At 69.3% G+C, this 24,901-nt stretch carries 28 protein-coding genes and 1 pseudogene; 21 read left to right on the top strand and 8 right to left on the bottom strand.

The window, feature by feature from the left end; all coding sequences use genetic code 11:
• Nucleotides 1-82: 82 nt before the first annotated feature.
• The 3 genes from D577_RS0105605 (at nt 83) to D577_RS0105595 (ending at nt 3,567) form a co-directional block, all read left to right on the top strand.
• A complete protein-coding gene (locus tag D577_RS0105605) occupies nt 83-976 on the top strand; it encodes a 23S rRNA (adenine(2030)-N(6))-methyltransferase RlmJ (protein ID WP_018946568.1) in 894 nt (297 codons plus the stop codon).
• Nucleotides 977-1,009: 33 nt separating this feature from the next.
• The gene (gene htpG, locus D577_RS0105600; RefSeq protein WP_018946567.1) at nt 1,010-2,923 is read left to right on the top strand and encodes a molecular chaperone HtpG; all 1,914 of its coding nucleotides are present in this window, start codon (nt 1,010-1,012) and stop codon (nt 2,921-2,923) included.
• A 161-nt stretch (nt 2,924-3,084) separates the two neighbouring features.
• Complete coding sequence (locus D577_RS0105595) at nt 3,085-3,567, top strand: peptidylprolyl isomerase (protein ID WP_018946566.1); 483 nt, start codon at nt 3,085-3,087, stop codon at nt 3,565-3,567.
• Nucleotides 3,568-3,658: 91 nt separating this feature from the next.
• Here D577_RS0105595 and cydC read toward each other — a convergent pair whose 3' ends face one another.
• Nucleotides 3,659-5,299: a thiol reductant ABC exporter subunit CydC gene (gene cydC / locus D577_RS0105590; protein ID WP_018946565.1), complete on the bottom strand. Its 1,641-nt coding sequence runs from the start codon at nt 5,297-5,299 to the stop codon at nt 3,659-3,661.
• Entirely contained in the window at nt 5,296-6,984 is a 1,689-nt protein-coding gene (gene cydD / locus D577_RS0105585; protein ID WP_018946564.1) for a thiol reductant ABC exporter subunit CydD, read from the bottom strand. Before cydD ends, cydC begins: the two co-directional genes overlap by 4 nt.
• 215 nt (nt 6,985-7,199) lie before the next feature.
• Here cydD and D577_RS0105580 point away from each other — a divergent pair, with 215 nt between their 5' ends.
• The 7 genes and pseudogenes from D577_RS0105580 to D577_RS0105550 form a co-directional block, all read left to right on the top strand.
• Nucleotides 7,200-7,469, top strand: coding sequence for a (2Fe-2S)-binding protein (locus tag D577_RS0105580; protein ID WP_018946563.1), 270 nt, complete (start codon nt 7,200-7,202; stop codon nt 7,467-7,469).
• Between the two features lie 60 nt (nt 7,470-7,529).
• Nucleotides 7,530-8,222 carry a MotA/TolQ/ExbB proton channel family protein gene (locus D577_RS0105575; protein WP_018946562.1) on the top strand — a complete coding sequence of 231 codons (693 nt, stop codon included), beginning with the start codon at nt 7,530-7,532 and terminating at the stop codon, nt 8,220-8,222.
• Nucleotides 8,219-8,644: a biopolymer transporter ExbD gene (locus D577_RS0105570; protein WP_018870592.1), complete on the top strand. Its 426-nt coding sequence runs from the start codon at nt 8,219-8,221 to the stop codon at nt 8,642-8,644. The genes D577_RS0105575 and D577_RS0105570 overlap by 4 nt, the downstream gene beginning before the upstream one ends.
• Complete coding sequence (locus D577_RS0105565; protein ID WP_018946561.1) at nt 8,641-9,063, top strand: biopolymer transporter ExbD; 423 nt, start codon at nt 8,641-8,643, stop codon at nt 9,061-9,063. The genes D577_RS0105570 and D577_RS0105565 overlap by 4 nt, the downstream gene beginning before the upstream one ends.
• A gap of 3 nt (nt 9,064-9,066) precedes the next feature.
• Nucleotides 9,067-9,984, top strand: coding sequence for an energy transducer TonB (locus tag D577_RS0105560; protein WP_018946560.1), 918 nt, complete (start codon nt 9,067-9,069; stop codon nt 9,982-9,984).
• 36 nt (nt 9,985-10,020) lie between these two features.
• Nucleotides 10,021-10,455, top strand: a complete 435-nt coding sequence (locus D577_RS0105555) for a hypothetical protein (protein ID WP_026288926.1) — start codon at nt 10,021-10,023, stop codon at nt 10,453-10,455.
• A gap of 39 nt (nt 10,456-10,494) precedes the next feature.
• Nucleotides 10,495-10,728, top strand: a pseudogene (locus D577_RS0105550) (TonB-dependent receptor domain-containing protein); the annotation flags it as partial.
• A 187-nt stretch (nt 10,729-10,915) separates the two neighbouring features.
• Here the strand turns inward: D577_RS0105550 and D577_RS0105545 are convergent.
• Nucleotides 10,916-11,191, bottom strand: a complete 276-nt coding sequence (locus D577_RS0105545; RefSeq protein WP_018946557.1) for a hypothetical protein — start codon at nt 11,189-11,191, stop codon at nt 10,916-10,918.
• A gap of 248 nt (nt 11,192-11,439) precedes the next feature.
• Between D577_RS0105545 and D577_RS0105540 the strand changes: the two genes are divergently transcribed.
• Nucleotides 11,440-12,105 carry a tetratricopeptide repeat protein gene (locus tag D577_RS0105540; protein ID WP_018946556.1) on the top strand — a complete coding sequence of 222 codons (666 nt, stop codon included), beginning with the start codon at nt 11,440-11,442 and terminating at the stop codon, nt 12,103-12,105.
• Nucleotides 12,106-12,129: 24 nt separating this feature from the next.
• Here the strand turns inward: D577_RS0105540 and D577_RS0105535 are convergent, their stop codons facing one another.
• From D577_RS0105535 to D577_RS0105525, 3 genes are all read right to left on the bottom strand, one after another.
• The gene (locus D577_RS0105535; RefSeq protein ID WP_018946555.1) at nt 12,130-12,576 is read right to left on the bottom strand and encodes a hypothetical protein; all 447 of its coding nucleotides are present in this window, start codon (nt 12,574-12,576) and stop codon (nt 12,130-12,132) included.
• A 19-nt stretch (nt 12,577-12,595) separates the two neighbouring features.
• On the bottom strand, nt 12,596-12,811 hold the full coding sequence (locus D577_RS0105530; RefSeq protein WP_018946554.1) for a flagellar basal body rod C-terminal domain-containing protein: 216 nt from the start codon (nt 12,809-12,811) through the stop codon (nt 12,596-12,598).
• 66 nt (nt 12,812-12,877) lie between these two features.
• Nucleotides 12,878-14,041 carry a hypothetical protein gene (locus D577_RS0105525; protein ID WP_018946553.1) on the bottom strand — a complete coding sequence of 388 codons (1,164 nt, stop codon included), beginning with the start codon at nt 14,039-14,041 and terminating at the stop codon, nt 12,878-12,880.
• Nucleotides 14,042-14,138: 97 nt separating this feature from the next.
• Here D577_RS0105525 and D577_RS0105520 point away from each other — a divergent pair, with 97 nt between their 5' ends.
• Together D577_RS0105520 and D577_RS0105515 are read left to right on the top strand one after the other, a co-directional pair.
• Entirely contained in the window at nt 14,139-14,846 is a 708-nt protein-coding gene (locus D577_RS0105520; protein ID WP_018946552.1) for a hypothetical protein, read from the top strand.
• Entirely contained in the window at nt 14,843-15,346 is a 504-nt protein-coding gene (locus tag D577_RS0105515; protein ID WP_018946551.1) for a YcgN family cysteine cluster protein, read from the top strand. Before D577_RS0105520 ends, D577_RS0105515 begins: the two co-directional genes overlap by 4 nt.
• Nucleotide 15,347: 1 nt before the next feature.
• On the opposite strand, the gene D577_RS0105510 is transcribed toward D577_RS0105515, so the two are convergent.
• Nucleotides 15,348-16,034, bottom strand: coding sequence for a glutathione S-transferase family protein (locus D577_RS0105510; protein ID WP_018946550.1), 687 nt, complete (start codon nt 16,032-16,034; stop codon nt 15,348-15,350).
• 155 nt (nt 16,035-16,189) lie between these two features.
• Between D577_RS0105510 and D577_RS0105505 the strand changes: the two genes are divergently transcribed.
• From D577_RS0105505 to panD, 8 genes are all read left to right on the top strand, one after another.
• Entirely contained in the window at nt 16,190-16,618 is a 429-nt protein-coding gene (locus tag D577_RS0105505; protein ID WP_018946549.1) for an RNA-binding S4 domain-containing protein, read from the top strand.
• Nucleotides 16,611-17,060, top strand: a complete 450-nt coding sequence (locus tag D577_RS0105500; RefSeq protein ID WP_018946548.1) for an NUDIX hydrolase — start codon at nt 16,611-16,613, stop codon at nt 17,058-17,060. The genes D577_RS0105505 and D577_RS0105500 overlap by 8 nt, the downstream gene beginning before the upstream one ends.
• A 40-nt stretch (nt 17,061-17,100) precedes the next feature.
• Nucleotides 17,101-18,534 carry a polynucleotide adenylyltransferase PcnB gene (gene pcnB, locus D577_RS0105495; protein ID WP_018946547.1) on the top strand — a complete coding sequence of 478 codons (1,434 nt, stop codon included), beginning with the start codon at nt 17,101-17,103 and terminating at the stop codon, nt 18,532-18,534.
• Nucleotides 18,531-19,121 (top strand): 2-amino-4-hydroxy-6-hydroxymethyldihydropteridine diphosphokinase, encoded by a 591-nt coding sequence (folK, locus tag D577_RS0105490; RefSeq protein ID WP_018946546.1) that lies wholly within the window; start codon nt 18,531-18,533, stop codon nt 19,119-19,121. The genes pcnB and folK overlap by 4 nt, the downstream gene beginning before the upstream one ends.
• The gene (locus D577_RS0105485; RefSeq protein WP_018946545.1) at nt 19,118-19,768 is read left to right on the top strand and encodes a deoxynucleoside kinase; all 651 of its coding nucleotides are present in this window, start codon (nt 19,118-19,120) and stop codon (nt 19,766-19,768) included. Before folK ends, D577_RS0105485 begins: the two co-directional genes overlap by 4 nt.
• Nucleotides 19,769-19,777: 9 nt before the next feature.
• Entirely contained in the window at nt 19,778-20,572 is a 795-nt protein-coding gene (gene panB / locus D577_RS0105480; RefSeq protein WP_018946544.1) for a 3-methyl-2-oxobutanoate hydroxymethyltransferase, read from the top strand.
• 33 nt (nt 20,573-20,605) lie between these two features.
• Nucleotides 20,606-21,478, top strand: coding sequence for a pantoate--beta-alanine ligase (gene panC, locus D577_RS0105475; protein ID WP_026288924.1), 873 nt, complete (start codon nt 20,606-20,608; stop codon nt 21,476-21,478).
• An 86-nt stretch (nt 21,479-21,564) separates the two neighbouring features.
• On the top strand, nt 21,565-21,945 hold the full coding sequence (gene panD / locus D577_RS0105470) for an aspartate 1-decarboxylase (RefSeq protein WP_018871149.1): 381 nt from the start codon (nt 21,565-21,567) through the stop codon (nt 21,943-21,945).
• Between the two features lie 69 nt (nt 21,946-22,014).
• On the opposite strand, the gene ppc is transcribed toward panD, so the two are convergent.
• Nucleotides 22,015-24,867, bottom strand: a complete 2,853-nt coding sequence (gene ppc / locus D577_RS0105465) for a phosphoenolpyruvate carboxylase (protein ID WP_018946542.1) — start codon at nt 24,865-24,867, stop codon at nt 22,015-22,017.
• Nucleotides 24,868-24,901: the final 34 nt, after the last annotated feature.

The following is a 24,901-nucleotide window of genomic DNA, read 5'->3' as shown; positions in this document are numbered from 1 at the left end:
CCCGGAGCCGGCCGCAAGGAAGTCCAGCCACCGTGGTCCGCCGCGGTGGTTTTTTTATGGCCGGGGCGTAAGGGAGCGAACCATGCTCAGCTATCAGCACGACTACCACGCCGGCAATTTCGCCGATATCCACAAGCATCTGGTGTTGCGTGCGGTGCTGGCGGCATTGCAGCGGCGGACCAAGCCGTTCGTGGCGCTGGATCTGCATGCCGGGGCCGGAGTTTATGACCTGGACGGCGAGCGGGCGCGCAAGACCGGCGAGGCGGCGCTCGGCATCGAGCGCCTGCGCGCCTGTGCCTGCGAAGCCGCGCTGCCGGAGGCGGTGACCGGGTTTCTGGAGACCGTGCAGCAGGTGGCCGGGACCGACGGGTATCCGGGATCACCGGCGCTTATCCGCGCGTCTCTGCGCGAGAATGACCGACTGGTGGCGTGCGAGATGCACCCCGAGGCCCACGAACGCCTGCAGGGCGCGTTCGCCGGGGATGCGCGCTGCCATGTGCACCGGCGCGATGCGCGCGAGGCCGCCCGAGGGCTGTTCCCGCCGCAGCCGCGGCGCGGGTTCGCCCTGCTGGACCCCTCGTACGAACGCCCGGCCGAATACCGTGAAATCGCGGAGATGGCGGAGACCATCCTGGAGCGCTGGAACACCGGGATGGTGCTGGTCTGGTATCCGGTGCTGGCGGGGCGTCCGGATCATGCCCTGGTCGAACGGCTGTGCACCCGCAGCACCCCCTGGCTGCGCAGCGAACTGCGTCTGCGTGATGATCCTGGCGTGGAGCGCGGGGCGCATACCGGGCTCGCGGGATCCGGCATGCTGGTGCTGCGTCCGCCGTGGCAGCTGGAAGAAGAACTGGCCGCAACGCTGCCTGCGGTGCTGGGCTGCCTCGACTCGGAGGGCGAGGGGGCGCTTTATCGCGCCGAGGGGCTTGAAGAAGGTCGCGGCGACCCCAGACTCCGGCGTGTTACCAGTAACTGAACCCATCCGAACCCATCACGGAGTCGTAACCCCATGACCGAAACCCGGACCGAGCAAGCCGCCGAGGCGGAAACCCGCCAGTTCGAGACCGAGGTCAGCCAGCTGCTGCAGCTGATGATCCACTCGCTGTATTCCAACCGCGAGATCTTCCTGCGCGAGCTGATCTCCAACGGCGCGGATGCCTGCGACAAGCTGCGCTTCGAGGCGACCGCGAACCCCGATGCGATCCCGCAGCCGGCCGAGCTGCACATCGACGTGGACGTGGACAAGGACGCCCGCACCGTGACCGTGCACGACAACGGCATCGGCATGTCGCGCGACGAGGTGATCCGGCAGATCGGGACCATCGCCCATTCGGGTACCCGGGCCTTCCTCGAGAAGCTGACCGGCGACCAGCAGAAGGATGCCCAGCTGATCGGGCAGTTCGGGGTCGGGTTCTATTCCTCTTTCATCGTCGCCGACCACGTGCGCGTGGAGACCCGGCGCGCGGGTGCCGGAATCGAGGCCGGCACGCGCTGGGAGTCGAAGGGCGACGGCGAGTACACCCTGTCAGACTGCGAACGCGCGGAACCGGGCACCGAGATTACCCTGACCCTGAAGGAAGACGCCGACGAGTTCCTCGAGCCGATGCGCCTGCGCCACGTGATCGGGCGCTACTCGGACCATGTGGCCTTCCCGATCCGCATGCGCAAGCAGGACGACGAAGGCAATCCCACGGACGAGTGGGAGACCGTCAACCGCGCCAGCGCGCTGTGGACGCGGTCGAAGAGCGAGATCTCCGACGAGGAATACCGCGAGTTCTACAAGCACATCGCGCACGACTTCGAGGACCCGGTGGCCTGGACCCACAACCACGTGGAAGGCCGTCAGGAGTACACCACGCTGTTCTACATCCCCGGCCGGGCGCCGTTCGACCTGTGGGATCGCGACGCCCGCCACGGGGTGAAGCTGTACGTGAAGCGCGTGTTCATCATGGACGACGCGGAGAAACTGCTGCCGAACTACCTGCGCTTCGTGCGCGGGGTGGTGGACTCGTCCGATCTGCCGCTGAACGTCTCGCGCGAGATCCTGCAGGATAACCGCCTGGTGGATTCCATCCGCTCGGGGTCGGTGAAGAAGATCCTCGGCCTGCTGGAGAACATCGCGAAGAACGAGCCGGAGAAATACGCCGGGATCTGGGACAACTTCGGTCGCGTACTCAAGGAAGGCCCCGGCGAGGACTTCGCCAACCAGCAGCAGATCGCGGGCCTGCTGCGTTTTGCCAGCACGTACAACGACGATGACACGCAGAACGTTTCTTTCGCCGACTACAAGGCACGCATGAAGGAAGGGCAGGACGCGATCTACGTGATCAGCGCCGACAACGCCGCCGCCGCGCGCAACAGCCCGCACCTGGAGGTGTTCCGCAAGCACGGCATCGAGGTGCTGCTGCTGTCCGACCGGGTGGACGAATGGCTGCTCTCCAACCTGCGCGAGTTCGACGGTACCCCGATCAAGAACGTGGCCAAGGGCGACCTTGATCTCGACAACATCATCGGCGAGCAGGATTCCGACGACGCGGACAATACCGAGGACCGGAAGGACGACGAACTGGGCGACCTGCCCGAGCGCATCCAGAGCGCACTGGGTGACCGGGTCGACTCCGTGCGCCCGTCGAAGCGGCTGGTGGACTCGCCGGCCTGCATCGTCCTCGGCGAGCACGAGATGGCGCTGTATCTGCAGGAGCTGCTGAAGCAGGCCGGACAGGAGACCTTCTCCTCGAAGCCGGTGCTGGAGGTCAACGCGCAGCATCCGCTGGTCGAACGGCTGAAGACGGCGGAAGGCGACGACTTCAACGACCTCGCCTCGCTGCTGTTCGAGCAGTCGCTGCTGGCCGAGGGCGGGCAGCTGGAGGACCCGTCGGGTTTTGTCCACCGACTCAACCGGTTCTTGCTGCAGGCCGGCTGACCCCCGTTCCGTCGCGGACGGTCAGTGCATGCGCCGGGCCCAGTGCCCGGCGTTTTCGTTGGTGTGCCCCGGAGCGGATTCGGCCACTGTCAGCGGGGACTGTGACGCGAGGGGGCTGGTCGGGTTACCCTGTCGGGCCACATTTCAAGAGAGCAGTGTCCATGCAAGTCGCGCAGAATTCCGTAGTGTCCATCCACTACAAGCTCACCAACAACGATGGCGAGACCATCGACAGCTCCGAAGGCCGCGAGCCGCTGGCCTATATGCACGGTAATGGCCAGATCGTGCCCGGTCTGGAACGCGAGCTGGAAGGCAAGGCCGCCGGCGACAAGGTCCAGGCCACCGTGCCGCCGGAAGAAGGTTATGGCGAAAAGATCGATGCCATGGTGCAGGAAGTCCCGATGGAGGCCTTCCAGGGCGTCGACTCGATCGAGCCGGGCATGCAGTTCCAGGCTCAGACCGAAAACGGCCCCCTGACCGTGACGGTCACCAACGTCGAGGGCGACACCGCCACGGTGGATGGAAACCATCCGCTGGCCGGCCAGACGCTCAATTTCGACGTCGAGGTGGTGGAGGTGCGCGAACCCTCCGCCGAAGAGCTGGAGCATGGCCACGCCCACGGGCCGGGCGGTCACGAGCACTGATCCTGCCTGCCGGGCCGGCCCCCGCCCGGTCCGGATCCCCCGGCGGTCGCAGCCCCGCGGCCGCCGGGACTTTCTTCCTTCTCCCGCTTCCCTAGAGCGCCAGCCGTGGCCAGTGCGCCGGCATGCGCCGGGGTGCGTGGGTCACGATGACCGTCTGCCGTGCCTCCAGCCATGGCCCGATGCGCTCCAGGATCGCCGCCTCGGTGGCTTCGTCCAGTCCTGCAAAGGGTTCGTCCAGCAGGGCGACCGGTCGGTCCTGCAGCAGCAGCCAGGCCAGCGCCACCCGGCGTGCCTGCCCGCCGGAGAGGTTGCCGGCATCCTCGCCCAGCGGATACTCCAGGCTGTAGCCCATGCGCTGCAGCAGCGGCGCGATCCGCACCTGATCCAGCACGGCCCACAGCCGGTCAGCGGAAAGTTCCGGCTGCCCCAGCCGCAGGTTGGCGGCCAGGCTGTCGTCCAGCAGGCGCACGCGCTGGGGCAGGTAGCCGATTACCCGGTGGCGGGTATCGGGGTCCAGCGTGGTCAGGTCCCGCTCGCCCCACAGCAGTTCGCCGCCGGTCGGCGTCAGCTCGCCGGCCAGGCTCTCCAGCAGGGCAGTCTTGCCGCGCCCGCTGATCCCGTGAACCACCAGCGGGTACCCGGGCTCGGGCCGGATGTCCAGCGGGCCGGCCAGCGGGCGGTCGGCGCGGAAGCCGACGCTCAGGCCACGCGCCTCCAGCGGGCCGGGGGGCAGTTCGACCGGTTCTGCCCCGGCGGGCTCCGGAGCCTCGGCTCCGGCCTCGGTCTCGCGCAGGCGCCGGGCCGCTTCCAGGCTCTCGCCGAGGCGCCACCAGGCGCCGGGCAGGCTGCCCAGCGCCTCGTTGAGGCCCAGGGTCATCAGGGTGAGCAGCACGGCGACCGGCCCGGAGATCAGCCCTTCGGCGTAGGCATGCAGCGCGTAGCCCAGCATGGCGAGGGTGGTCAGCATCACCACCAGCTGCACGCCCTGTTCGCCCAGCACCCCCGCCCGTTCCTGGGTCAGGCGACGCGCGGCTCCCTCACGGGCTCGCCGGGCCAGGGCCGCTCGGCGTTCCTCCAGGCGGCCAAACGCAGTCAGTTCCGGCAGCCCGCCGAAGTAGTCCAGCAGCGCCACGCGCTCATTCGATTCTTCCTGCACCAGCCGGCGGCCATGACGCCGACCGGCAGCCGCCGCGAGCCCGGCGGTGATCAGGGTGATCGCGGCGGCCACCAGCAGCATGACTGCGGCGAGCGGCGGGGCCAGCCACAGCGCGATCGCCACGGCGCTGACCAGTGCCAGCAGGGCCCCGACCATCGGTCCCACCACCCGCAGCGGGATGGCGTCCAGGGTGTCGATGTCGCTGGTCAGCCGGGCCTGCAGGTCGCCGCTGCGCAGATTCGCCAGACGCCGCGCCGGCCAGCGCGCCAGCTGGCGGAAGGTGGTCGCGCGCAGGTCGGCGAGGATGCGCAGGACCGCTTCGTGTCCGGTCACGCGCTCGAAATACCGGGCGATCGTGCGCAGCACCGCCGCCGCACGTATCCCGCCGGACGGTGAATAGATGTCCAGGGTGGCCAGCATGCCGGCCCCGGCCAGAGCGGTGGCGGTGATGAACCAGCCCGACAGGGCGAGCAGCACGATGCCGCTGACCCAGGTCACCGCCAGCAGCAGCCAGGCGAGCAGGCTCCAGCCGAGCCGCGAGGCAAACAGGCGTTGCAGGTATTCGCGGTCCGTCATGCCAGGCTCTCCACGCGGCCTTCGGCCAGCCGGACCACTCGGCTGGCACGTTCCCGGACGGCCTCGCGGTGGGCCGCGATGACCAGGGTGATGTCGTGCTCCGCCGCAAGGGCGAACAGGGTGTCCAGCAGGGCGGCCTCGGTCGCCTCGTCGAGCGCGCTGGTGGGTTCGTCCAGCAGCCACAGGGGATGCCCGGCGAGGATCCCGCGGGCCATCGCGATGCGCTGGGCCTGCCCCCCGGAGATCCCGGTGTTGCCTTCGCCGATGGCGGTATCCAGCCCGTCCGGAAGCTGCGGGTCATCTACCGGCAGCCCGGCGCGGGCGAGGGCGTCATTCATCGCCGCGTCGCTTACCGGTTCGGCAATGGCGAGCTGCAGATTGTCGCGCAGGCTGCCGTGGAACAGGTGGGCATCCTGGCCAATCCAGACGAACTGCTGCAGGTCGCTTGCTACGCGGATCGCGCCGTCGGCCGGCCGCAGGAAACCGGCCAGCAGCGCCAGCAGGGTGGACTTGCCGGAGCCGCTGGGGCCGGTCACCGCCAGGTGTTCCCCGCGACCGATCTGCAGGTCGATGTCGTGCAGGGTCGGTTGGGCGGTATCCGGATACTGCACCTGCACTCCGGCCAGGTGTATCGCCGTGCGCGGGCTGTCCGGCACCCCGGCCGGGGCGGAGGCGGGGCCACCGGCCGGCTGCAACAGCGGCGCCAGGGACTCGGCCGCGGCCAGGGCGGCGGCCCGATCGTGATAGCTCTGCGCGAACTGGCGCAGGGGCAGGAAATATTCGGGCGCCAGCACCAGGATGAACAGACCGGTGAACAGGGTCAGGCTGCCGGCCGGGCCGTAATCGATGGCCCCGAACAGGCCGAAACCGATATAGATGGCCAGCAGGCCGATCGCGACCGCGCTGAAGAATTCCATGATCGCCGACGACAGGAACGCGACCCGCAGCACGCGCATGGTCAGGCGGCGGTGTTCGTCGCTGGCGGCCACCACCGCCTCGCGGGCTGCCTGCGTGGCGCGCGCGCGGCGCAGGAAGTCGAGGCTGCGCAGGCGGTCGAGGAAATGCCCGGCCAGGCGGTTCTCCTCGTCCTGCTGGCTGCGGTGGATCTGTTCGGCGCCCATGCCGACCAGGGCCATGAAGGCGGGGATCAGCGGCGCCGAGAGCAGCAGCAGGCCGGCGGCGAGCCAGTCCAGCCAGGCGACCGTCAGCAGCAGCACCAGCGGGGTCAGGATCACCATGCGGGTGCCGGGCAGGTAGCGGGCGTAGTGGCCCGTCAGGTCTTCCACCCGCCGCAGGTAGTGATCGACCCAGGCCCCGGACGGCGCGCGGTGCGCCAGATGCACGGGGCCGTCGCGCCGGGCCGCGTCCAGCAGTTCCTCGCGCAGTTCGCCCTTGACCGCATCCGCCAGACGATGGCCGGCGCCATCGCGCAGGGCCTGCAGGGCATAGCGCAAGACCGCCGCCACCGCCGCTCCCGCCAGCACCATTCCCAGTGGCAGGCGTTCCGGTGCGAACAGCGCCATGTGGACTGCCCAGGCGATCAGGCCGGCCAGGGCCACGGTGGCGAGGGTGGCGCCCAGACCGGCGGCGGTGGCGCCCAGCAGCCAGTGGCGGTGCGGACGCATGCGCGCCTGCAGCCAGGGGCCGGGGCGTGGAAGGCCGGAGTCGGGGGCGTCGGCGGGCATCGAAATCCTTCCGTGACGGGGCGGGGTCCGCGGGTCCGGGGCGGCCCGGGGACGGAAATTCGAAACTAATCTATAAGAAGATGCTGATCAATGGACCCGGCAACGGGTGGGGCCGACACACCACGACACACCTGAAAAGAATAGTGTTGAAAAGCATTCTCATTAGCGGTAATGTCGCCTCATCCACCCATTGCCATGGGCCGGAGCCGTCAAAGATGATTGTATGTGTCTGCAATGCCGTGCGCGAACGCCAGATTCGGGAGCTGGTGGCGCAAAGCGATACCCGCGTCCGTATGCGCGATCTGCGCGAACAGCTGGGTGTGTGCGGTGATTGCGGCAAGTGCGCACGGCGGGCCCGGGGGATCCTGCGCGACTGCGCGGATCGCGCGGGCGACCCGGTGGCCGGACACGCGCCGGCCGGGGGCTTCGCGGGCATTCCGGTGACGGCCGGGACCACGGCAGCGGGGGCCTGCGCGGCCACCTAGGGAACTCCCTGGTCCGGTGCGCCCCGCGCGCCCCTTCAGGCAACGAATTCGGGATCCAGCATGAATGCATTGATCGAGTCCCTGGCGGGCAAGCGCTTCGCCGGGTTTCTGGACGCGGGCGGGCCCGTGGTGGCCATCCTGCTGGTGGCGTCGGTGGTGGCACTGGCGTTCGTACTGGTAAAGCTCTGGCAGCTCTGGCAGCTGCGGGTGACCGACGTGCGTCCGGCCGAGCAGGCCCTGGAGCTGTTTCACGGCGGGGATCCGGAAGCCGCCATTCGGCATGCCGAAGCCACGCCCAACCCCGCAGCGCGCGCAGTGGCGCTTGGTATTCGCGGACTGCGCTCCGGCGTGCCCGAAGCCACCGTACGGGAAGAGGTCGTGCGGTATGGCAACGCGACCATCCAGTCCCTGCGCCAGGGTCTGCGGCCGCTGGAGGTGATCGGTGCGCTGGCACCGCTGCTGGGCCTGCTGGGGACGGTGATGGGCATGATCAGGGCCTTTCAAGCGCTGGAAGAGGCAGGCAGTCAGGTGGATCCCGCCGTGCTTTCCGGCGGGATCTGGGAAGCGTTGCTCACTACCGCCGTGGGACTGGCCGTGGCCATTCCGGTGGTGGCCGCACTGAACTGGCTGGAGACCCGGGTCGAGCGGGTGGCGCATCGCATGGATGACGCGGTCACGCGGCTGTTCACCGGCCAGCTGATGCCCCTGGCCCCGCGCGAGAAGGCCGCGGATGCGGAGCCCGCCAGCCAATGACCGGTGACCCGGCGGAACAGCCGACGCTGGACACCGGTCGCCCGCGCCGGCGTAACCTGATCAGCCTGACGCCGCTGATCGACGTCGTTTTCATCCTGCTGGTGTTCTTCATGCTCGCCTCCAGTTTCCTCGACTGGCGCGCCGTGGAGCTGGAGGCCCCGGCCGAGGCCGGGGGAGCCGGCTCCATGGAAGGCGCAATGCTGGTGGAGGTGCGGCCCGATGACCTGCGTCTGGGCGGCATTGCGGTACCCGCCGCTGAACTGCGCGAACGCGTGTCCGCGCGGCTGGCGGAGGATGCCGACACCCGCGTGCTGGTGATGCCGGTGGCCGGGGTGAACATGCAGCGCACCGTCGAGATCCTCGAGGCGCTGGCCGATGCCGGGGTCCGCGACCTGTCCGTGATCCGGGAGGGTGGCTCATGATTGGCCAGCGTCGCCATTTCCAGGTTGCGCACCGGCCGCGCAACGACGACGAGAGCATACTGCCGCTGATCAACATCGTGTTCCTGCTGCTGATCTTCTTCATGGTGGCGGGGCAGCTGAGCGCGGTGGATCCGTTCGAGGTCGAGCCGGTGGAGTCCGCGGTGGATGGCCAGCCCGGCCCCGACGAATTCATGGTGATCGTGGGCACCGAGGGGCGTCTGGCGGTCAACCAGGACGAGATCGATCTCGAGGGCATGGCGCGGCTGGTGGCTGAGCACCTGCAGCGGCACGGCGATGCGGCGCGGGTGCGGGTGAAGGCCGATGGCCGCGCCGAGGCCGTCGACGTGGTCGGCATTCTCGAACGCCTGCGCGAGGCGGGCGTGGAGCGCATCGACCTGCTGACCGTGCCGGAGACCTGAAGCATGCAGCCCGGCATTCGACACTGGGTGGTCGCACTGATCCTGGCCGTGGTGCTGCACGGACTGGTCGCGATGGCCCTGCTGCTGCGCGAGCCGCCCACCGGGGCTGAGGACGCCGGGGTCGGCGGCCTGGAGATCTCCATGGCGGCCGGGGGCTCCGCACCCCCGGCCGCCGCGGCGGAGCCACCCGCGGAGACGGCCGAGGCCGAACCGGTCGAGCCCGAAATGCCCGAGCCCGCCCCGGCCGAGCCGGTCCGGCCGGAGGAGGCCGAGGCTCGGGAGCCGGAACGCCAGCCGGTCCGCGAAGCGGAGGAGGTCGAGCCCGAGCCCGAACCCGAATCCGAGCCGGAACCGGAACCGGAGCCCGAGCCCGAGCCGGAGCCGGAGCCGGAGCCCGAGCCCGAGCCGGAGCCGGAGCCGGAGCCCGAGCCGGAGCCCGAGCCGGAGCCCGAGCCGGAGCCCGAGCCGGAGCCGGAGCCGGAACCGGAGCCTGCGGGAACGGCCGAGACGGTCGCCGAAACCGATGCCGTGGCCGATGAGCCGGGCGAAGCGGACCCGACGGCCGACGAGTCCGGCCCCGCCGGGGACGCGGAGGGGGCAGCCGAAACGGATGCTACGGGCGGTGGCGACCCCGGGGCGGAGAGTGACTACCTTGCCGAACTGCAGGCCTGGGTCGAGCAGCACAAGCGCTATCCCAGAGCGGCCCAGCGTCGCCGGCAGGAAGGTACCGTGGAGGTCCGGCTGCAGCTCGCCCGTGATGGTTCGGTGATCGACTACGAGATCCAGGAGAGTTCCGGCTCCGGGATCCTGGATCGCGCGGTGGAAGACATGGTGCAGCGGGCCGACCCGTTTCCGGCGCCGGACAGTATCGGTCTGGACGGCTACGAGATCGTGGTGCCGGTGAATTTTTCGGTGCGCTGAGGAACGACGGATCGACGCGTTGTGGAGGCAGGCGAGATGACACGAAAGCGGCAGATTCACGGCGGACTCGCGGCAGGCGTGCTGGGGCTGGTCCTGGCGCTGCCGGCACTGGCGGAGGACGGCGGCGGGATCGGCGTCCAGCTGAACAAGCTGGAGCCCGACGGCGACGACTGTCGCGCCCATCTGGTACTGGAGAACGGCCTGGATCAGGCGCTGGAGTCGCTGCAGCTGGATCTGGTGGTGTTCGGCGATGACGGCATCATCCAGAGCCGGACGCTGCTGGAGATGGCACCGCTGCGGGCGGGGAGCACCTCGGTGCGGGCCTTCCGCATGACGGATACGTCCTGCGATCGCGTCGGCCGCATCCTCGTCAATGACGTCGCCGATTGCGAAGGCCCCGAAGGCGCGGTCGCGGACTGTGCCGACCGCATCGAGATCGAAAGTCTGGCGGATCAGCCGCTGATTCGTTGAGTTGTGCTTCGGGCAGCTCCGCTCCGGAGCGGCTCCGGAGAAGACGTGAAGACCTCACGGGTTCCGTACGCGGACGCCAGCCGCAATACCGTGGACTACCGGCGGTCGAACGCCTGCAGCGAATGGCTGCCCGGAGCTTCCATGACCTTTGACTTGGACGATCGCTGGCAGCTGCTGGCCGGTGTGCATCGCGGCTTTCCGCCGGCCGGAGGCGGAGCCGGGTCCGGTACCGCCCCCGAGACCAGTATCAACTGGGAGCTGGGCGGGCGCTATATCACCCCCGGACGATTTCCGCAGGAATGACGCACCGGTGCTGAGCTGCAGGGGTTCCTGATCCCCGGTCCCCGCTCGCAGGTTGCAGGCGGGAAGCAATAAAAGGCCCGATCGGGGACGGTTCCCGATCGGGCCTTTGTGGCCGGGGAATGCGATGGCATCGCCCGGCGGAGCTTCCGGGGCGCGATCAGAATTGGGGTTCGTCGTCGCCTTCCATGTCGCCACCCATGCCGTCGTCCATGCCATCGCCTTCGGGCTCCATTCCCTGGCCACCCATGTCACCTTCCGGCGGGGCGCCTTCCTGCATGCCGCCTTCCATACCGTCCTCGGCCGGCGGCGCGCCTTCTTCCATCTGCTGTTCTTCGAACTCGTCCATGCCCATGTCGTCACCGCCGCAGCCGGCGATCAGCAGGGCAAAGGGCACGATGGCGGTGGCAGCCAGCAGTTTCGTGGAACGTTTCATTGAGGTCCTCCTCATTGGGACAAGGGTAAGAATCAGGGACAGGGTCCCGTTACCCCTGTGTCTCCTGCCCCCGGGGGTGAGTTCCCGACTCGCGCCCGGCGGATCCGCACGCAAGCGGGATGCCGGTGAAAAAATGAGAATGGCGTCACGCTCTGTGGTTCGCGTGCCCGGTCGCCGTGGGGGACATCGACGCTGCGTTGTCCGGTCGGTACATTGCCGGCCGACATGTCCCGAACCGAGTTCGCACCATGAATGCATCAAATGATCCGCGCGGGCTGCTCGAGCAGGCGCGCGCGGCCTGGACGGACGGAGACACCGCGCGGGCGGTGGACCGCTGGCAGCAGGCCGCCACCGCGGGTGATCCGCTCGCGGCCTACAACCTGGGGGTGCTGCTGGATGAAGGCACGCATATGCCGCGCGACCCGGCGCGTGCCGCGATCTGGTATCTGCAGGCGGCCGAGGCGGGCTGGCCGGATGCCGCGTTCAATCTGGCGGTGCTGTTCGAACAGGGCGACGGCGTGGAGGCCAGCCCGAACGAGGCGGCGCGCTGGTTCCATGCCGCCGCCGAGGGCGGCAATCCGCAGGCGATGTTCAACCTGGGCCTGAAGTTCGACGAGGGGCGCGGGTTGCCGCAGGACGCCGAGCAGGCGGCGCAGTGGTATCTGCTGGCGGCCGAGGCCGGCGAGGGCCGCGGGGCCGCCAACCTGGCACGGCTGTTCGCGATGGGCGAGGGCGTGGAGCGCTCGGATGTCTCCGCCTTCAAGTGGTATGCGATCGCGGCGGAGATGGGCGTGGCCAGTGCGGCGCGCTATCGCGAGCGGGTGGCACGCGAACTCAACGCGGACGAGCGGCTGCATGCGGGGGAGCGGGCCCAGGAGTGGCTGGCGGAGTTCCCGCGGCGGGGAGACGCCTGAGTCCGCAGGGCCACACCGCCGCGGTCAGACGACGATGTTCAGCTCGCGGCGGGGTTCCTCGGCCGGGCCGGCAAAGCTGAAGGCCAGTTCCACACGCCGGCGCAGGGCCTCGACCCCGGAATCCTCCAGTGCGCCACCGTCGGCGATGCGCTCCTCGCCCGGACGGGCGTCGTCGGCCGTGCCGGAGTGAAACGCCTCGATCTCGGCCGCCAGGCGCGCCTGGCCGGCCATTTCGCGGTCGTTGCGGGGCAGGACCAGGTCGGCACGCGGGTCGCCCTCGTCCCCGTTGCGGTTGCGCTGCTGCTCGGCGCGGTCCTCGATCGGACGGCGCGCGGCCCCGGCTTCGGGGTCGTTCAGCGGGCGATCGAACTCCGATGGCGCAGACAGCTGGCCGAGACCCAGGCGGTCCGAACCGCTCGGCCGGGTGGCCGGGACGGTCGGCGGTGCCGGATTGGTCAGCGGTGCTTCCATGGTGTCCCTCGCTTCCGCGTCAGGCGCGGACGTCGAGCAGGCTCCCGATCATGCGGTCTTCGGCTTGCAGGGTCTTCACGTTCGCTTCCACGTGACGCTGGCTCGCGCTCATCTCGACCATCGCCGTGTTGCTCTGGCGGCTGCCGGCGTTCTCGGTGGCCACGGTGTGGGCCTGCTGACGCATCTGCGTCATGCCCTTCTGGATGCCCTGCAGGCCGCTGCTGCCGTCGATCATTTTCCGGTCCGGATTCGCGCTTGTTTCAAATTATAGACCAGACCCCGGGAGATATGCTAAGGGCGCTCAGGAAGCCGCGGGGGCAGCCCCGAGATGTTCGGCCAGGCGGGCCGCGACCCGTTCGCGGGCCGTGGCCTGTCGTTCCAGCCATCGGGTCAGCCGCGTCTGGCGCTGCCCGGCATCCGGCAGGGTCGAAAGGGTCTCGAGAATCGCCCCGGCCACGGCATCGGGATCTTCTCCGCGGCGGATCAGGCCGGTGGTCTCCGCGGCGCGACGCAGACGGACCTCGTCTTCCGGGGCGTCGCCGCTGGCGGCCGGGCCGGTCACCACGGCACTGCCGCAGGCAAGGGGGCGTGCCAGATCCGGCGGGGTCCGCGTGGCCGCCAGGGTACCCCCGGGCAGGGTGATGTCGGCGCAGGCGTAGGCGGCCTGCAGGGTCTGCGGATCCTCGATGTAGTAGACCCGGTTCTTGCGCGGGACATACGACGTCATGAACCGGTTGTGGCGCACGATCGGCAGCGAGTACTTGATTGCGTCGCGGTAGACCGGCTCGTGGCGTTCGGGGTCCGCCGGCGCCAGCAGGAGCAGGGCGGCGGTCTTCTGCAGGACCGCGAACAGTACTGCGAAGGCGAACGCCTCCTCGTCCGGGCCGGTGTTCGGGGCCAGCAGGATCGGGTGGCCGCGCTCGCGGTATTCGGCGAAGCGTTCGCAGAACGCGCGCTCGGGATCCGGGTCTTCCGGTGCGGGGGGCAGGGATACGGCCCCGGCGAGCGGGTCGCCGGTGGTCTCGGCGCCCAGTGCCGGGTCCACGGCGCCATCCCGTGCGGACAGCACGGTGGCGAAGGTGACCCCTTCCGGGGCGGGGCCCTCGGCGTTGATCCAGGCCACGCCGGCCCCGGCGGCCACGGTGGCCCGCAGCGCCTCGCCGGGGAGATCGACCGGGCCCAGCAGCACCACGGCCCGGGGGCGCAGGCGGGCCAGGCGCACCGGGGCGAGTTCGGGGGGCAGGGCCACCGCCGGCAGGTCATCGGGGGCTCCGGGCACGGCGGCCTCCCTGTCGCGGGGGGCATCGCTGACGCCCAGCAGCAGCGGGCCCAGGGCCTCGCCGAGACCGGCGAGCCAGTCGGGCGCCCGCGCGAGTTCGCGGTGCGAGGCGATGATCAGGGTACGGCCGGTGTATGCGGACGGGACCGAGCGGGCCGTGATCCAGGCAGACAAACGTGAGATCATGCGTGATCGGACGCGGGGCGCCGGGTGGTTTGCGAGCCGCCCAGTATAGCGACCCCGCGAGGATTCGCGCAGGGGTGGCTCGGGAGCAGAAGTCGGCATGAATCTACGCTGGACCATCGGGGCGGTCGTCCTCGCGGGCATTCTGGCCCTGGCGATGTTCGTCTACATGCAGCCCGGCGGGCAGCAGACCCGGCAGTTCGAGAGCCTGCCCTGGCAGGTGGAGGTGCTGGACCGGCAGCACACGCGGGTGCTGGGGATTACCCTGGGCGAGACCACCATGGCGGATCTCATGGGGCGGTTGCCGGTGCCCGAGATCCGGATGTTCGAGGATCCCGACGGGACGCGCTCGGTGGAGGCGTATTACGTGAACGCCCGCATCGAGCCGTTCGAGACCAACCTGATCCTGCGCCCCGATCTGGACGAGGCCGACCTGGACCGTATCGAGGCGGGGACGACCTCCGAACGGCCGATGCCGTCGGGTGCCCGGCGCTACGGCCTGGACGACGACACCCTTGCATCGCTGGGTAACGTGCCGGTGGTGGAGATGAGCTATATTCCCCGGGCACGCTGGGACGCGGATCTGCTGCGCCGGCATTTCGGCGAGCCGGCCGAGCGCATGCAGATCGACAGCGACCACGCCTACTGGCTTTATCCCGATCAGGGTGTGGCCGTGCTGCTGCCCGACCGCGGACGGCCGACCATGCACTACACCACGCAGGAGCGCTGGAGCCGGGTCGAGCAGCGCCTGCAGGAAGAGGGGCGCCGGCGGCTGGGCGAAGAGGACCACCGGGCGGAGACGCCGTGAGCGGCGAACGGCCCTTTTACCAGCGCCCGCTGGAGGAACTCGACGCGGCCGAATGGGAGGCCCTTTGCGACGGCTGCGGGCGCTGCTGCCTGCACAAGTTCGAGGACGAGGATACCGGCGAACTGGCCCACACCTGGCTGGCCTGTGACCTGCTCGACTGCGAGACCGGCCATTGCTCCGACTATGCCCGGCGTCGCGAGTCCGTGCCGGACTGTCTGCAGCTGACCCTGGAGAAGGTGGCGCAATACGACTGGCTGCCGCCCACCTGCGCCTATCGCCTGCGCTTTGCCGGGCAGCCCCTGCCCAGCTGGCACCCGCTGCTGACCGGCGATCCGGACAGCGTGCGCCGCGCCGGGGTGTCGGTGGCCGGGCGGGTCCTGCGCGAATGCGATGCCCCGGATCTGCCGATCATCGATTACGTGGTGGACTGGCCGGGCGAGGTTCCGCTGGCTGCCCGCCTGTTGCAGCCGGCGTCGGATGCCACCGGGGGATGCGAGTGATTCAGCCGCGGCGCAGTGCGGCCGCCAGTTGCCGGGGCGCGGTGCCGGTCTGGCCATCCAGGTAGGTGGCCAGGCGCTGCGAGAAATCCGCCGGTACCGAGTCGCGTACTGCGTCCATCGCCTCCAGCCACTGCCAGCGCGCCGCCAGCCGCGGGAAGGATTCGGGGTCCCAGGGGCTGTCTTCGTGGGTGAGCAGCGCGTAGCGCATCAGCAGCGGCGCCAGGGTCGCGTCCACCAGCGAGAACTCCGCCCCGGCCAGCGCGTGGTCGTCGGCCATCTGGCGTTCCAGTCGCTCCAGACCTCGTGCCGCCTCGTGTGCGGCCCGTTCGAAGGCGTCCTCGTCGGCCGCGGTCATCCAGCGGTACTGCGCGAAGGTCTGTTCCGACAGGTACTCGATCCAGGCGCGGGCCCGGGCGCGTTCCAGCGGTTCCGGAGGCAGGCGTTCGGGCGGGGTGACGGCGTCGATGTATTCGTTGATGACCGCCGATTCGAACAGGACCGTGTCCCCGTTCACGATCAGGATCGGGACCTTGCCCAGCGGCGAGCGTTCCCGGAACCAGTCGGGCGGGTCGGCGAGGTCGATGCGGGTGAGTTCGTACGGCGCTGCCTTGTAATTCAGCGTGATGAGGCTACGCTGGACGAAAGGACAAATATCGAAGCTGACCAGGTGCAGATGCGGAAAGTCCATGGCATGGCCCGGTGGCCCGCGGGCCACCGGTTCCCCCTCCGGAAATATCGGTGCATGAAGGCGGCATTCTGGTCGCTCCGGTCCGCGGATAAAAGCCCGGGCCGGCCTGTCCCGGGTGTGCGCGGGGTGTTCGGTACCTCCGCGCGGGGGTGCACATGAGCCGGACGGGTGCAGCGGCGCCTGCGTCCAGCCTGCGTCTGGACAAGTGGCTGTGGGCGGCGCGTTTCTTCAAGACCCGCGCCCTGGCGACGGAGGCGGTGTCCGGCGGCAAGGTCCATGTCAACGGCGAGCGCTGCAAGCCCGCGCGCAAGCTGCATCCGGGGGATCGCGTACGGGTGCACAAGGGGAGCTGGTCCATGGAGGTCGACGTGGTGGCGCTGGATGATCGGCGGCGCCCGGCGACCGAGGCGGAGCAGCTCTATACCGAAACCCCGGAGAGCCGCGAGGCGCGCGAGCAGGAGGCATCCCGCCGGCGGCTCGAACGCGAGGCACGGGCCCCGGCGCCCTCGGGGCGTCCGGACAAACGCGAGCGCCGCAAGATCCGGCGTTTCGTGCGTCAGGATCAGGGAGGAACCGATGAGTGACCGACGCCCGCGTACGCCGGCCCTGGCGGTGGATCTGGTGATCCGGCATGCCGCCGAGCCCGGCCGGATCCTGGTCATCGAGCGTCACAACCCGCCGCACGGGTGGGCGCTTCCCGGGGGCTTTGTCGACGTGGGCGAGAGCGCCGAACATGCCGCCGTGCGCGAGGCCCGCGAGGAAACCGGTCTGCAGGTCGAACTGCAGGCCCTGCTGGGGGTGTATTCGGCGCCCGATCGCGACCCCCGCGGGCACACCGTGAGCGTGGTGTATCTGGCTCGGGGGAACGGTCAGGCGCGGGCCGCCGACGATGCGCGCGACTGCGCCTGGCTGGATCCGGGCGACCCCGGTCTGCCGCTGGCCTTCGATCACCGCCGCATCGTGGACGACTACCTGCACTATCGCCTTACCGGCGAAGTGGCTCCCCTGAGAACAAGGACGGATTAGCTGTTAAGATACGCTCCCGAAGCCATTCTGACGGCCCTGTGTGACCCGCCCTGATACCGAAATCCCGGCCCCGGCCGAATCCGATTCCCGCGACGACGCTTCGCGCGCCGGCGATGAACACGTCGTGCCGCGCGTCTATACCCGCGAGGAACACGGCATCTCGCGCGCGGCCATCGACAACAACGCGCTCAAGGTGCTGTACCGCCTGCGCGACGCCGGGTACCGCGCCTGTCTGGTCGGCGGCGGCGTGCGCGATCTCCTGCTGGGGCGCGAACCCAAGGACTTCGACGTGGCCACCGATGCGACCCCCGAGGAAGTCCGCGGGGAGTTCCGCAACTGCCGACTGATCGGTCGGCGGTTCCGGCTGGCTCACGTGCTGTTCGGCCGCGAGGTGATCGAGGTCGCGACCTTCCGTGCTCCGCACGATGCCGGTGGGGACGATGACGACGACGACGGCGACGTGGTCCTGAGCGACGACGGCCGCATCCTGCGCGACAATCGCTACGGCACCATCGAGCAGGACGCCCTCCGGCGCGATTTCAGCGTCAACGCGCTGTACTACGACATCAACGACTTCTCGGTGCTGGACTACACCGGCGGCGTCGAGGACCTGCGCGAGGGCGTTCTGCGCCTGATCGGCGACGATCCCGAGACGCGCCTGCGCGAGGATCCGGTACGCATGCTGCGGGCCGTGCGTTTCTCCGCCAAGCTGGGGCTGCGCATCGACCCGGCGGTGGACGATGCGATGCACCGGCTGGCGCCGCTGATGCGGGAGGTCGCCCCGGCACGGCTGTTCGACGAGGTGATCAAGCTGTTCCACAGCGGCGAGGCGGTCACCTGCCTCGACGAGCTCGAACGCTTCGGCCTGTTCGAGGCGATGTTCCCGTCCACCGCCGAGGCCTTCGACGACCCCGACGATCCCGAGGCCGGTCTCAGCCAACGTGCTTTCCTGGTCGAGGCGCTGCGCAACACCGACAAGCGTCTGGCCGAGGACCAGGGCGTGCACCCGGCGTTTTTGTATGCCGCGCTGATGTGGGCGCCGCTGCACTGGGAGGCCACGGCGCGCATCGAGGAAGGCGAGGATCCGGCGCCGGCCTGGGATCAGGCGATGTCCCAGATCCTCGAGGAACAGGGCGAAACCGTCACTATCCCGCGGCGTTTTGCCCTGGTGATCCGCGAGATCTGGGAGATGCAGAATCGGCTGGAGACCCACTCCGGGGCGCGCGCCCTGAAGCTGCTGACGCATCCGCGTTTCCGCGCCGGTTACGATTTCTACTGCCTGCGGGCGCAGGTGGGCGAGGCCGACGAGCAGATCTGCAGCTGGTGGACCGAACTGCAGGAAAAGGACGAAGCCGGACGCAAGGAAATGAGCGGGGCCTCCGGCGGGGATGGCAAGCGCAAGCGCCGCAAACGCAAGCCGCGGGGGCGCGCCGGCGGTTCGGGCGCAAAAAAGGCGGGGGAAGGCTCGGCATGACCCGGATCCAGTCCGGCGGGCGCACTGCGGCCGTGTCGGCCTACATCGGCATCGGCGCCAACCTGGGGGATCCGGTGGCACAGGTTCGCGGTTCCTTTGCCCGCCTTGCCGTTGAGGTGCCCGATACGCGGCTGGCCGGACGCTCGCGGCTGTACCGCAATCCGCCGATGGGACCGCCGGATCAGCCGGACTACGTCAATGCCGTGGCCCGGCTGCATACCCGCCTGACGCCGCGCGAACTGCTGCATGCGCTGCAGGCCATCGAACAGCGCTGCGGGCGCGTGCGCGACGGCCAGCGCTGGGGGCCGCGGCTGCTGGACCTCGACTTGCTGCTGTACGGCGACCGGGTGCTGGACGAGCCGGGACTCGCGGTGCCGCATCCGGGGGTGGCCGAGCGCAATTTCGTGGTCCTGCCGCTGCAGGAGCTGGCACCGGGGCTGGAGATCCCCGGGTGCGGCCCGCTGGCGGCGCTGGCCCGTGCCTTTGACCCCGCCGCCCTGATCCCGGTGGAGGAGTCGGGCGACAGTGAAGCGGAGGCCGCCGCGGTGGAGCCACCACCGGGCCGCCGCGCGGGGGCGGGCGCATGAGCCTGGGCCATTTCGACTTCATCGCGGTCGAGGGGCCGATCGGCGTCGGCAAGTCCTCGCTGGCGCAGCGGCTGGCGGAACACCTGCGCGCGGAGCTCCTGCAGGAGGCCCCCGACGAGAACCCGTTCCTGGAACGTTTCTATCAGGATCCGGCCAAGCATGCCCTGGCCACCCAGCTGTATTTCCTCGTGCAGCGGGTCCGCCAGCTGACCCCGGTGGCGCAGAAGGGGCTGTTCCAGCAGGCGCATGTGGCCGACTACCTGATGGACAAGGACCCGCTGTTCGCCGAACTCAATCTGGCCCCGGACGAGCTGGAGATCTACCACGAGATGTTCCGCCGGCTGCGCCAGGGGCTGCCGCAGCCGGATCTGGTGATCTATCTGCAGGCGCCGGTGGACGTGCTGCAGGAACGCATCCGTCAGCGCGGACGGGCCTATGAACGCCGGATCGAAACCGCCTATCTGGAGCGGCTGAACGCCGCCTACGCGGATTTCTTCTATCATTTCGAGGGACCGGCGCTGGTGATCGTCAACGCGACCGAGATCGACTGGGTGAACAACCCGGCCGATTTCGACCAGCTGCTGCAGTTTCTCGAACCGATCCAGGGCGGGCGACACTACTTCAACCCGCTGCCGATCACGCTGTAGGGGACACGCATGGGGGCGATCACCGTCAACACCCTGGCCGAGCGTCGGCGGGCCGGCGAGCGCTTTGCCTGTCTGACCGCCTACGACGCCGCGTTCGCGCGCCTGCTGGACGAGCAGGGCGTGGAGGTGATCCTGGTCGGAGATTCGCTGGGCATGGTGGTGCAGGGGCACGCCACCACGCTGCCGGTAACCCTGGAGGACATGGTCTATCACACCGCCGCGGTGGCCCGCGGGGCACGCCGGGCCCTGATCATGGCCGACCTGCCGTTCCTGGGGGATGCCGATCCGGCCACCGCGCTGGCCCAGTCCGGGGCTCTGATGCGGGCCGGGGCGCACATGATCAAGATTGAATGTGGCGCGACGCAGATCCCGGTGGTGGAGCGGCTGGTGGATGCCGGTATCCCGGTGTGCGCCCACCTCGGACTGACCCCGCAGGCGGTGCACCGCATGGGCGGATATCGCGTGCAGGGGCGCGATGCCGAAGCCGCGGCCCAGCTGGAATCCCTGGCCGGGCGGCTGGAGAAGGCCGGGGCCCAGGCCCTGCTGCTGGAAGGCGTGACCGAGGGGCTGGCGACCGCGGTGGCGCGGGCGGGCGACGTGCCGGTGATCGGGATCGGCGCCAGCCCCGCCTGCGACGGCCAGGTGCTGGTGATCGCCGACGTGATCGGTCTGACCCCGAATCCGCCGCGCTTCGCCCGCGATTTCCTCGCCGAAGGCGGCTCGCTGGCCGGTGCGGTCCGGGCCTATGTCGGCGCGGTGCGCGAGGGGCGCTTCCCCGAGTCCGGCGTGCATACCTTTTCGTAGCGAACTCCGGTTCAGACGAGGCTCGGGACGGCCATGAGAATCCTTCGAGATCGACCACAGATCCAGGCGATGCGCCGTGAGTGGACCCGGCGCGGCAGCCAGGAAACCATTGCCCTGGTGCCCACCATGGGACACCTGCACGAGGGGCACATGACCCTGGTTCGCGAGGCCCGGGCGCGCGCCTCGCGCGTGGTGGTGTCGATCTTCGTCAATCCGCTGCAGTTCGACCGCGAGGAAGACCTCGCGAACTACCCGCGTAGCCTGGAAGAAGACTCCCGCCGGCTGGCGGATGCCGGCGTCGACGCCCTGTTCTGCCCGGACGAATCGGTGATGTACCCGGACGACGGGCTGCCGCCGGTGAAGGTGGTCGTGCCGGTGCTGTCGGAGATCCTCGAGGGGGCGTTCCGTCCGGGCCATTTCGACGGTGTGGCGACGGTGGTCGCCAAGCTGTTCAACCTGGTGCGCCCCGACATCGCCCTGTTCGGCGAGAAGGATTACCAGCAGTTCCGCCTGATCGAGCGCATGGTCGGCTCGCTGGACATGCCGGTGCGGGTGGATGCGGTACCCACGGTGCGCGAGCCGGACGGGCTGGCCTGTTCCTCGCGCAACAGCCGGCTGACCGCGGAGTCGCGCGCGCGAGCGCCGGCGCTCAAGCGCGTGCTCGACGAGGTCGCCATCGTCTGCCGGCGCGACCGCAGCGGCGCGGCCGACCGGGTCACCGAGATCGAGGCGGAGGCCTGCGACCGCCTGCGCGAGGCCGGGCTGGATGCCGAATACGTGGCCATCCGCCGGGCGATGGATCTCGCCGAGCCGGTAGCCGGCGAGGCCCTGTGCGATCAGGACCTCGTGATCCTCGGGGCCGCCTGGCTGGACAGCGTGCGCCTGATCGATAATCGCCGGCCCTGAGTCGGACGCGGGACATTGCCGCTCCCGCGTGCATCGCGCATAATTCCCGGCCCCGTGAAAAGACCGTTCGCCGACGGAAGACGCTTATGCTGGTCACCATGCTCAAGGGCAAGCTGCACAAGGCCCGGGTCACGCACTGTGAACTCGAGTACGAGGGGTCCTGCGCGATCGATACGCGTCTGCTGGAGGCCTCCGGGATCCTGCCGTTCGAGCAGATCCAGATCTACAACGTGGACAACGGCGAACGCTTCACCACATACGCGATCGAGGCGGAAGCCGGGTCCGGGGTGATTTCGGTCAATGGCGCCGCTGCGCACAAGGCATCGGTGGGCGATCGCGTGATCATCTGCGCCTACGGCCAGCTGGATGCCGCCGAGGCGCGCGAGTTCACCCCCGATCTGGTGTATCTCGACGCCGACAACGCCATCGCCCGCACCGGGCACGATATCCCCGTCCAGGCCGCCTGAGTACGGCATTATTGGCCCGGGGCCCTGCATGAGCCCCGGGCCCCGGCCAGTGCGTGTCCCGCTCCGGTCTCAGCCGGTGTTGCGCATCCCCGCGGCGATCGCGTTGATCGAGCGCAGCAGCGGCGAGATCCAGGGGTTCTCCCGGGCGTCCCCGTTCCCTTCGTTCTCGGCCTCGAAACCCCGTGACTGGCGCAGCAGGTGGATCTGGATGCTGTTGAGCGGATCCAGATAGGGGTTGCGCCGCTGCAGCGAGCGCGCCAGCAGGGGTGTTTCTTCCATCAGCCCGTCCAGCTGAGCCACCCGCAGAACCTCGTTGACGGTGCGGCTGTGTTCCTCGCGTACCCGCGAATAGATGCGCTCGGACAGGTCGGTGTCGTGCGACAGCCGGGCGTACTCGGCGGCGGTGCGCATGTCGGCCTTGGTCAGGGCCATCTGGCAGTTGGACAGCAGCGAACGGAAGAACGGCCACTCCTGATACATGCGCTGCAGCTGTTCCAGGCGTGCCGGATCGTCGCCGCGCCAGGTTTCCAGCGCGGTGCCGATGCCGTACCAGGCGGGCAGGGTGTGGCGCGACTGGGCCCAGCCGAAGACCCACGGGATCGCGCGGATCGAACTCTTGGAACGGTCGGTCTTGCGCCGGTGCGAGGGTCGCGAGCCGATGTTGAGATAGCCGATCTCCTGCACCGGGGTGATCTCGTAGAAGTAGTCGAGCGTGCCCGGGGTGTGGTCGATCAGATCGCGGTAGGCATCCTCGCCCAGGCGCGCCAGTTCCTCCATGGTCTCGCGGTAGTCGTCGCGGTCGCAGCGCGGCGGGCGGATCAGGCTGCGCGAGGCGAGCATCAGGCCGGTCGCGCCCATGCCCAGTTCGTATACCGCGGTCTCCACGTTGGAGTACTTGTACGACAGGACCTCGCCCTGTTCGGTGAACTTGATCCGACCCTGCACGGTGGCCGGGGGCTGGGCGAGGATGGACTCGTGGGTCGGGCCGCCGCCGCGCCCGACGGTGCCGCCGCGGCCGTGGAACAGCTGGCAGCGCACGCCGTAGCGGTCGGTGATGCCGACGATCTTCTTCTGCGCCTCGTAGAGGTTCCAGCTGGAGGCGAGGATGCCGCCGTCCTTGCAGGAGTCCGAGTAGCCCAGCATCACGTCCTGGACGTTGCCCGAGGCGGCCAGCAGGCGCGCGTAGACCGGATTCGACAGCAGGCCCTCCAGGACGTCCTCGACGTGCAGGAGGTCCTCGATGGTCTCGAACAGCGGCGAGATGCGCAGGTGGCAGTACGCCCCGGTTTCCGGGTCCTCGCCGGCCAGTCCGGCCAGGCGTCCCAGCAGCAGGACCTCCAGTACGTGCGAGGCCGCATGGGTCATGGAGATGACGTAGGTGCCGATGCCGTCCGGACCGACCTCGCCGCGCATGCGCCGGATGACCTCGAAAACTTCCAGGGTCTCGCGGGTACGTTCGTCGAGGGCGGCGCGATCGGGCTGCGGCAGCTCGTCGCCGCGGCCAATCAGCTCCGCCAGACACTGCTGACGGGCGGGCTCGTCCATGGCCGCGTAGTCCAGGGACGGATCGATGTGGCGCAGGATCTCGGCGACCGCCTCGGTGTGCACGGTGGATTCCTGGCGCACGTCCAGGTGATGCAGATGGAAACCGAAGGTCTCCACCAGGCGGATGAGGTCGGTCAGCGCGCCGCTGGCGATATTGCGGTCACCGTGGCTGATCAGGGAGTCACGGATCAGCTTCAGGTCCTGCAGGAAGGTTTCTGGCGTGGCGTAGGCGCTGTTGGTCGGCAGCACGGCGGCCTCGCCCCGGATCCGCCGGCTGACCGTACCGAGGGTCTCGCGCAGGCGGTAGCGCATGATGTAGAGCTTGCGCCGGTAGGGCTCGGTCTCGAAGCGGTCGGAGGCGCCCTGGAACACGGCATTGGAGATGGTCGAGTCCGCCTGAAGGCTGGCGAGGAATTCGGCCGATGGCTCGCACATGTAGGAGGAGTGGGTGAGGACGTTGCGCAGTTCGTTGACCCGCTTGATGTACTCGCGCAGCACCTGTTCCATCGCCAGACGCGAGGCCAGTGCCGTGACCTCCGGGGTGACGTTGGGGTTGCCGTCGCGGTCGCCGCCGATCCAGGAGCCGAAATGCAGGAACGCGGGGATCCGCATCGGCAGGGAGCCGTCCGGGTTGACCCCGTAGATGCGGCGGATCGCCTTCTCGAGGAAGCGGTAGCTCTGCGGCACCGCCTCGAACAGGCTCTCCTCGAAATAGAACAGGCCGTACTTGATCTCGTCCTGGACCTCCGGCTTCCTCACCCGCACCTCGTTGGTGCGCCACAGGATCTGGATCTGGCTTTCCAGCTCTTCGGTGATCAGGCGACGTTCCTCGTCGCCCAGCCCCGGCTGATTGAGGCGGTCGGCGGTCTCGAACACCCGGCGCTGGTTCTCCATGGTGGTCCGCCGGCGCGCCTCGGTGGGGTGGGCGGTGAACACCGGCTGGTAGTGCAGCTGGCCCAGCAGCTTCTCCAGCTCCCAGGCGGTCACGCCGTCCGCGTGCAGATCGCGCAGGGCCTGGTCGAAGGAACCCACCCACAGCGGCTCGCCGCTGGAGACCTGGGCGCGGCGCCAGCGGTAGAACAGGTCTTCCTCGGCGATATTCACCAGCGAGAAATAGATGCTGAAGGCACGGATCACGCGTTCGGTCAGGGTGGTGTCGAACTGCGTGATGTCGTCCATCAGACGCTGGCGCAGGTCCGGGTCTTCCTCCTTGCGCAGGCTGACGAAACCGCGGCGCAGGGTCTCCACCGCATCGAAGACCGCCTGGCCTTCGAGTTTCCAGATGACGTTGCCCAGCAGTTCTCCGAACAGGCGCACCCGGGCGCGCAGTTCCTTGTCCTGAGGCAGGAAACGGTCGTTGTGATCGGCTTGGTTCATGAGGCGGCCCGCGCAGGGGGCCGACTGCAGCCGG

This window comes from Thioalkalivibrio sp. AKL17 (assembly GCF_000377885.1).
GTDB lineage: Bacteria > Pseudomonadota > Gammaproteobacteria > Ectothiorhodospirales > Ectothiorhodospiraceae > Thioalkalivibrio > Thioalkalivibrio halophilus.
This window is presented reverse-complemented; position numbering and strand designations above follow the sequence as displayed.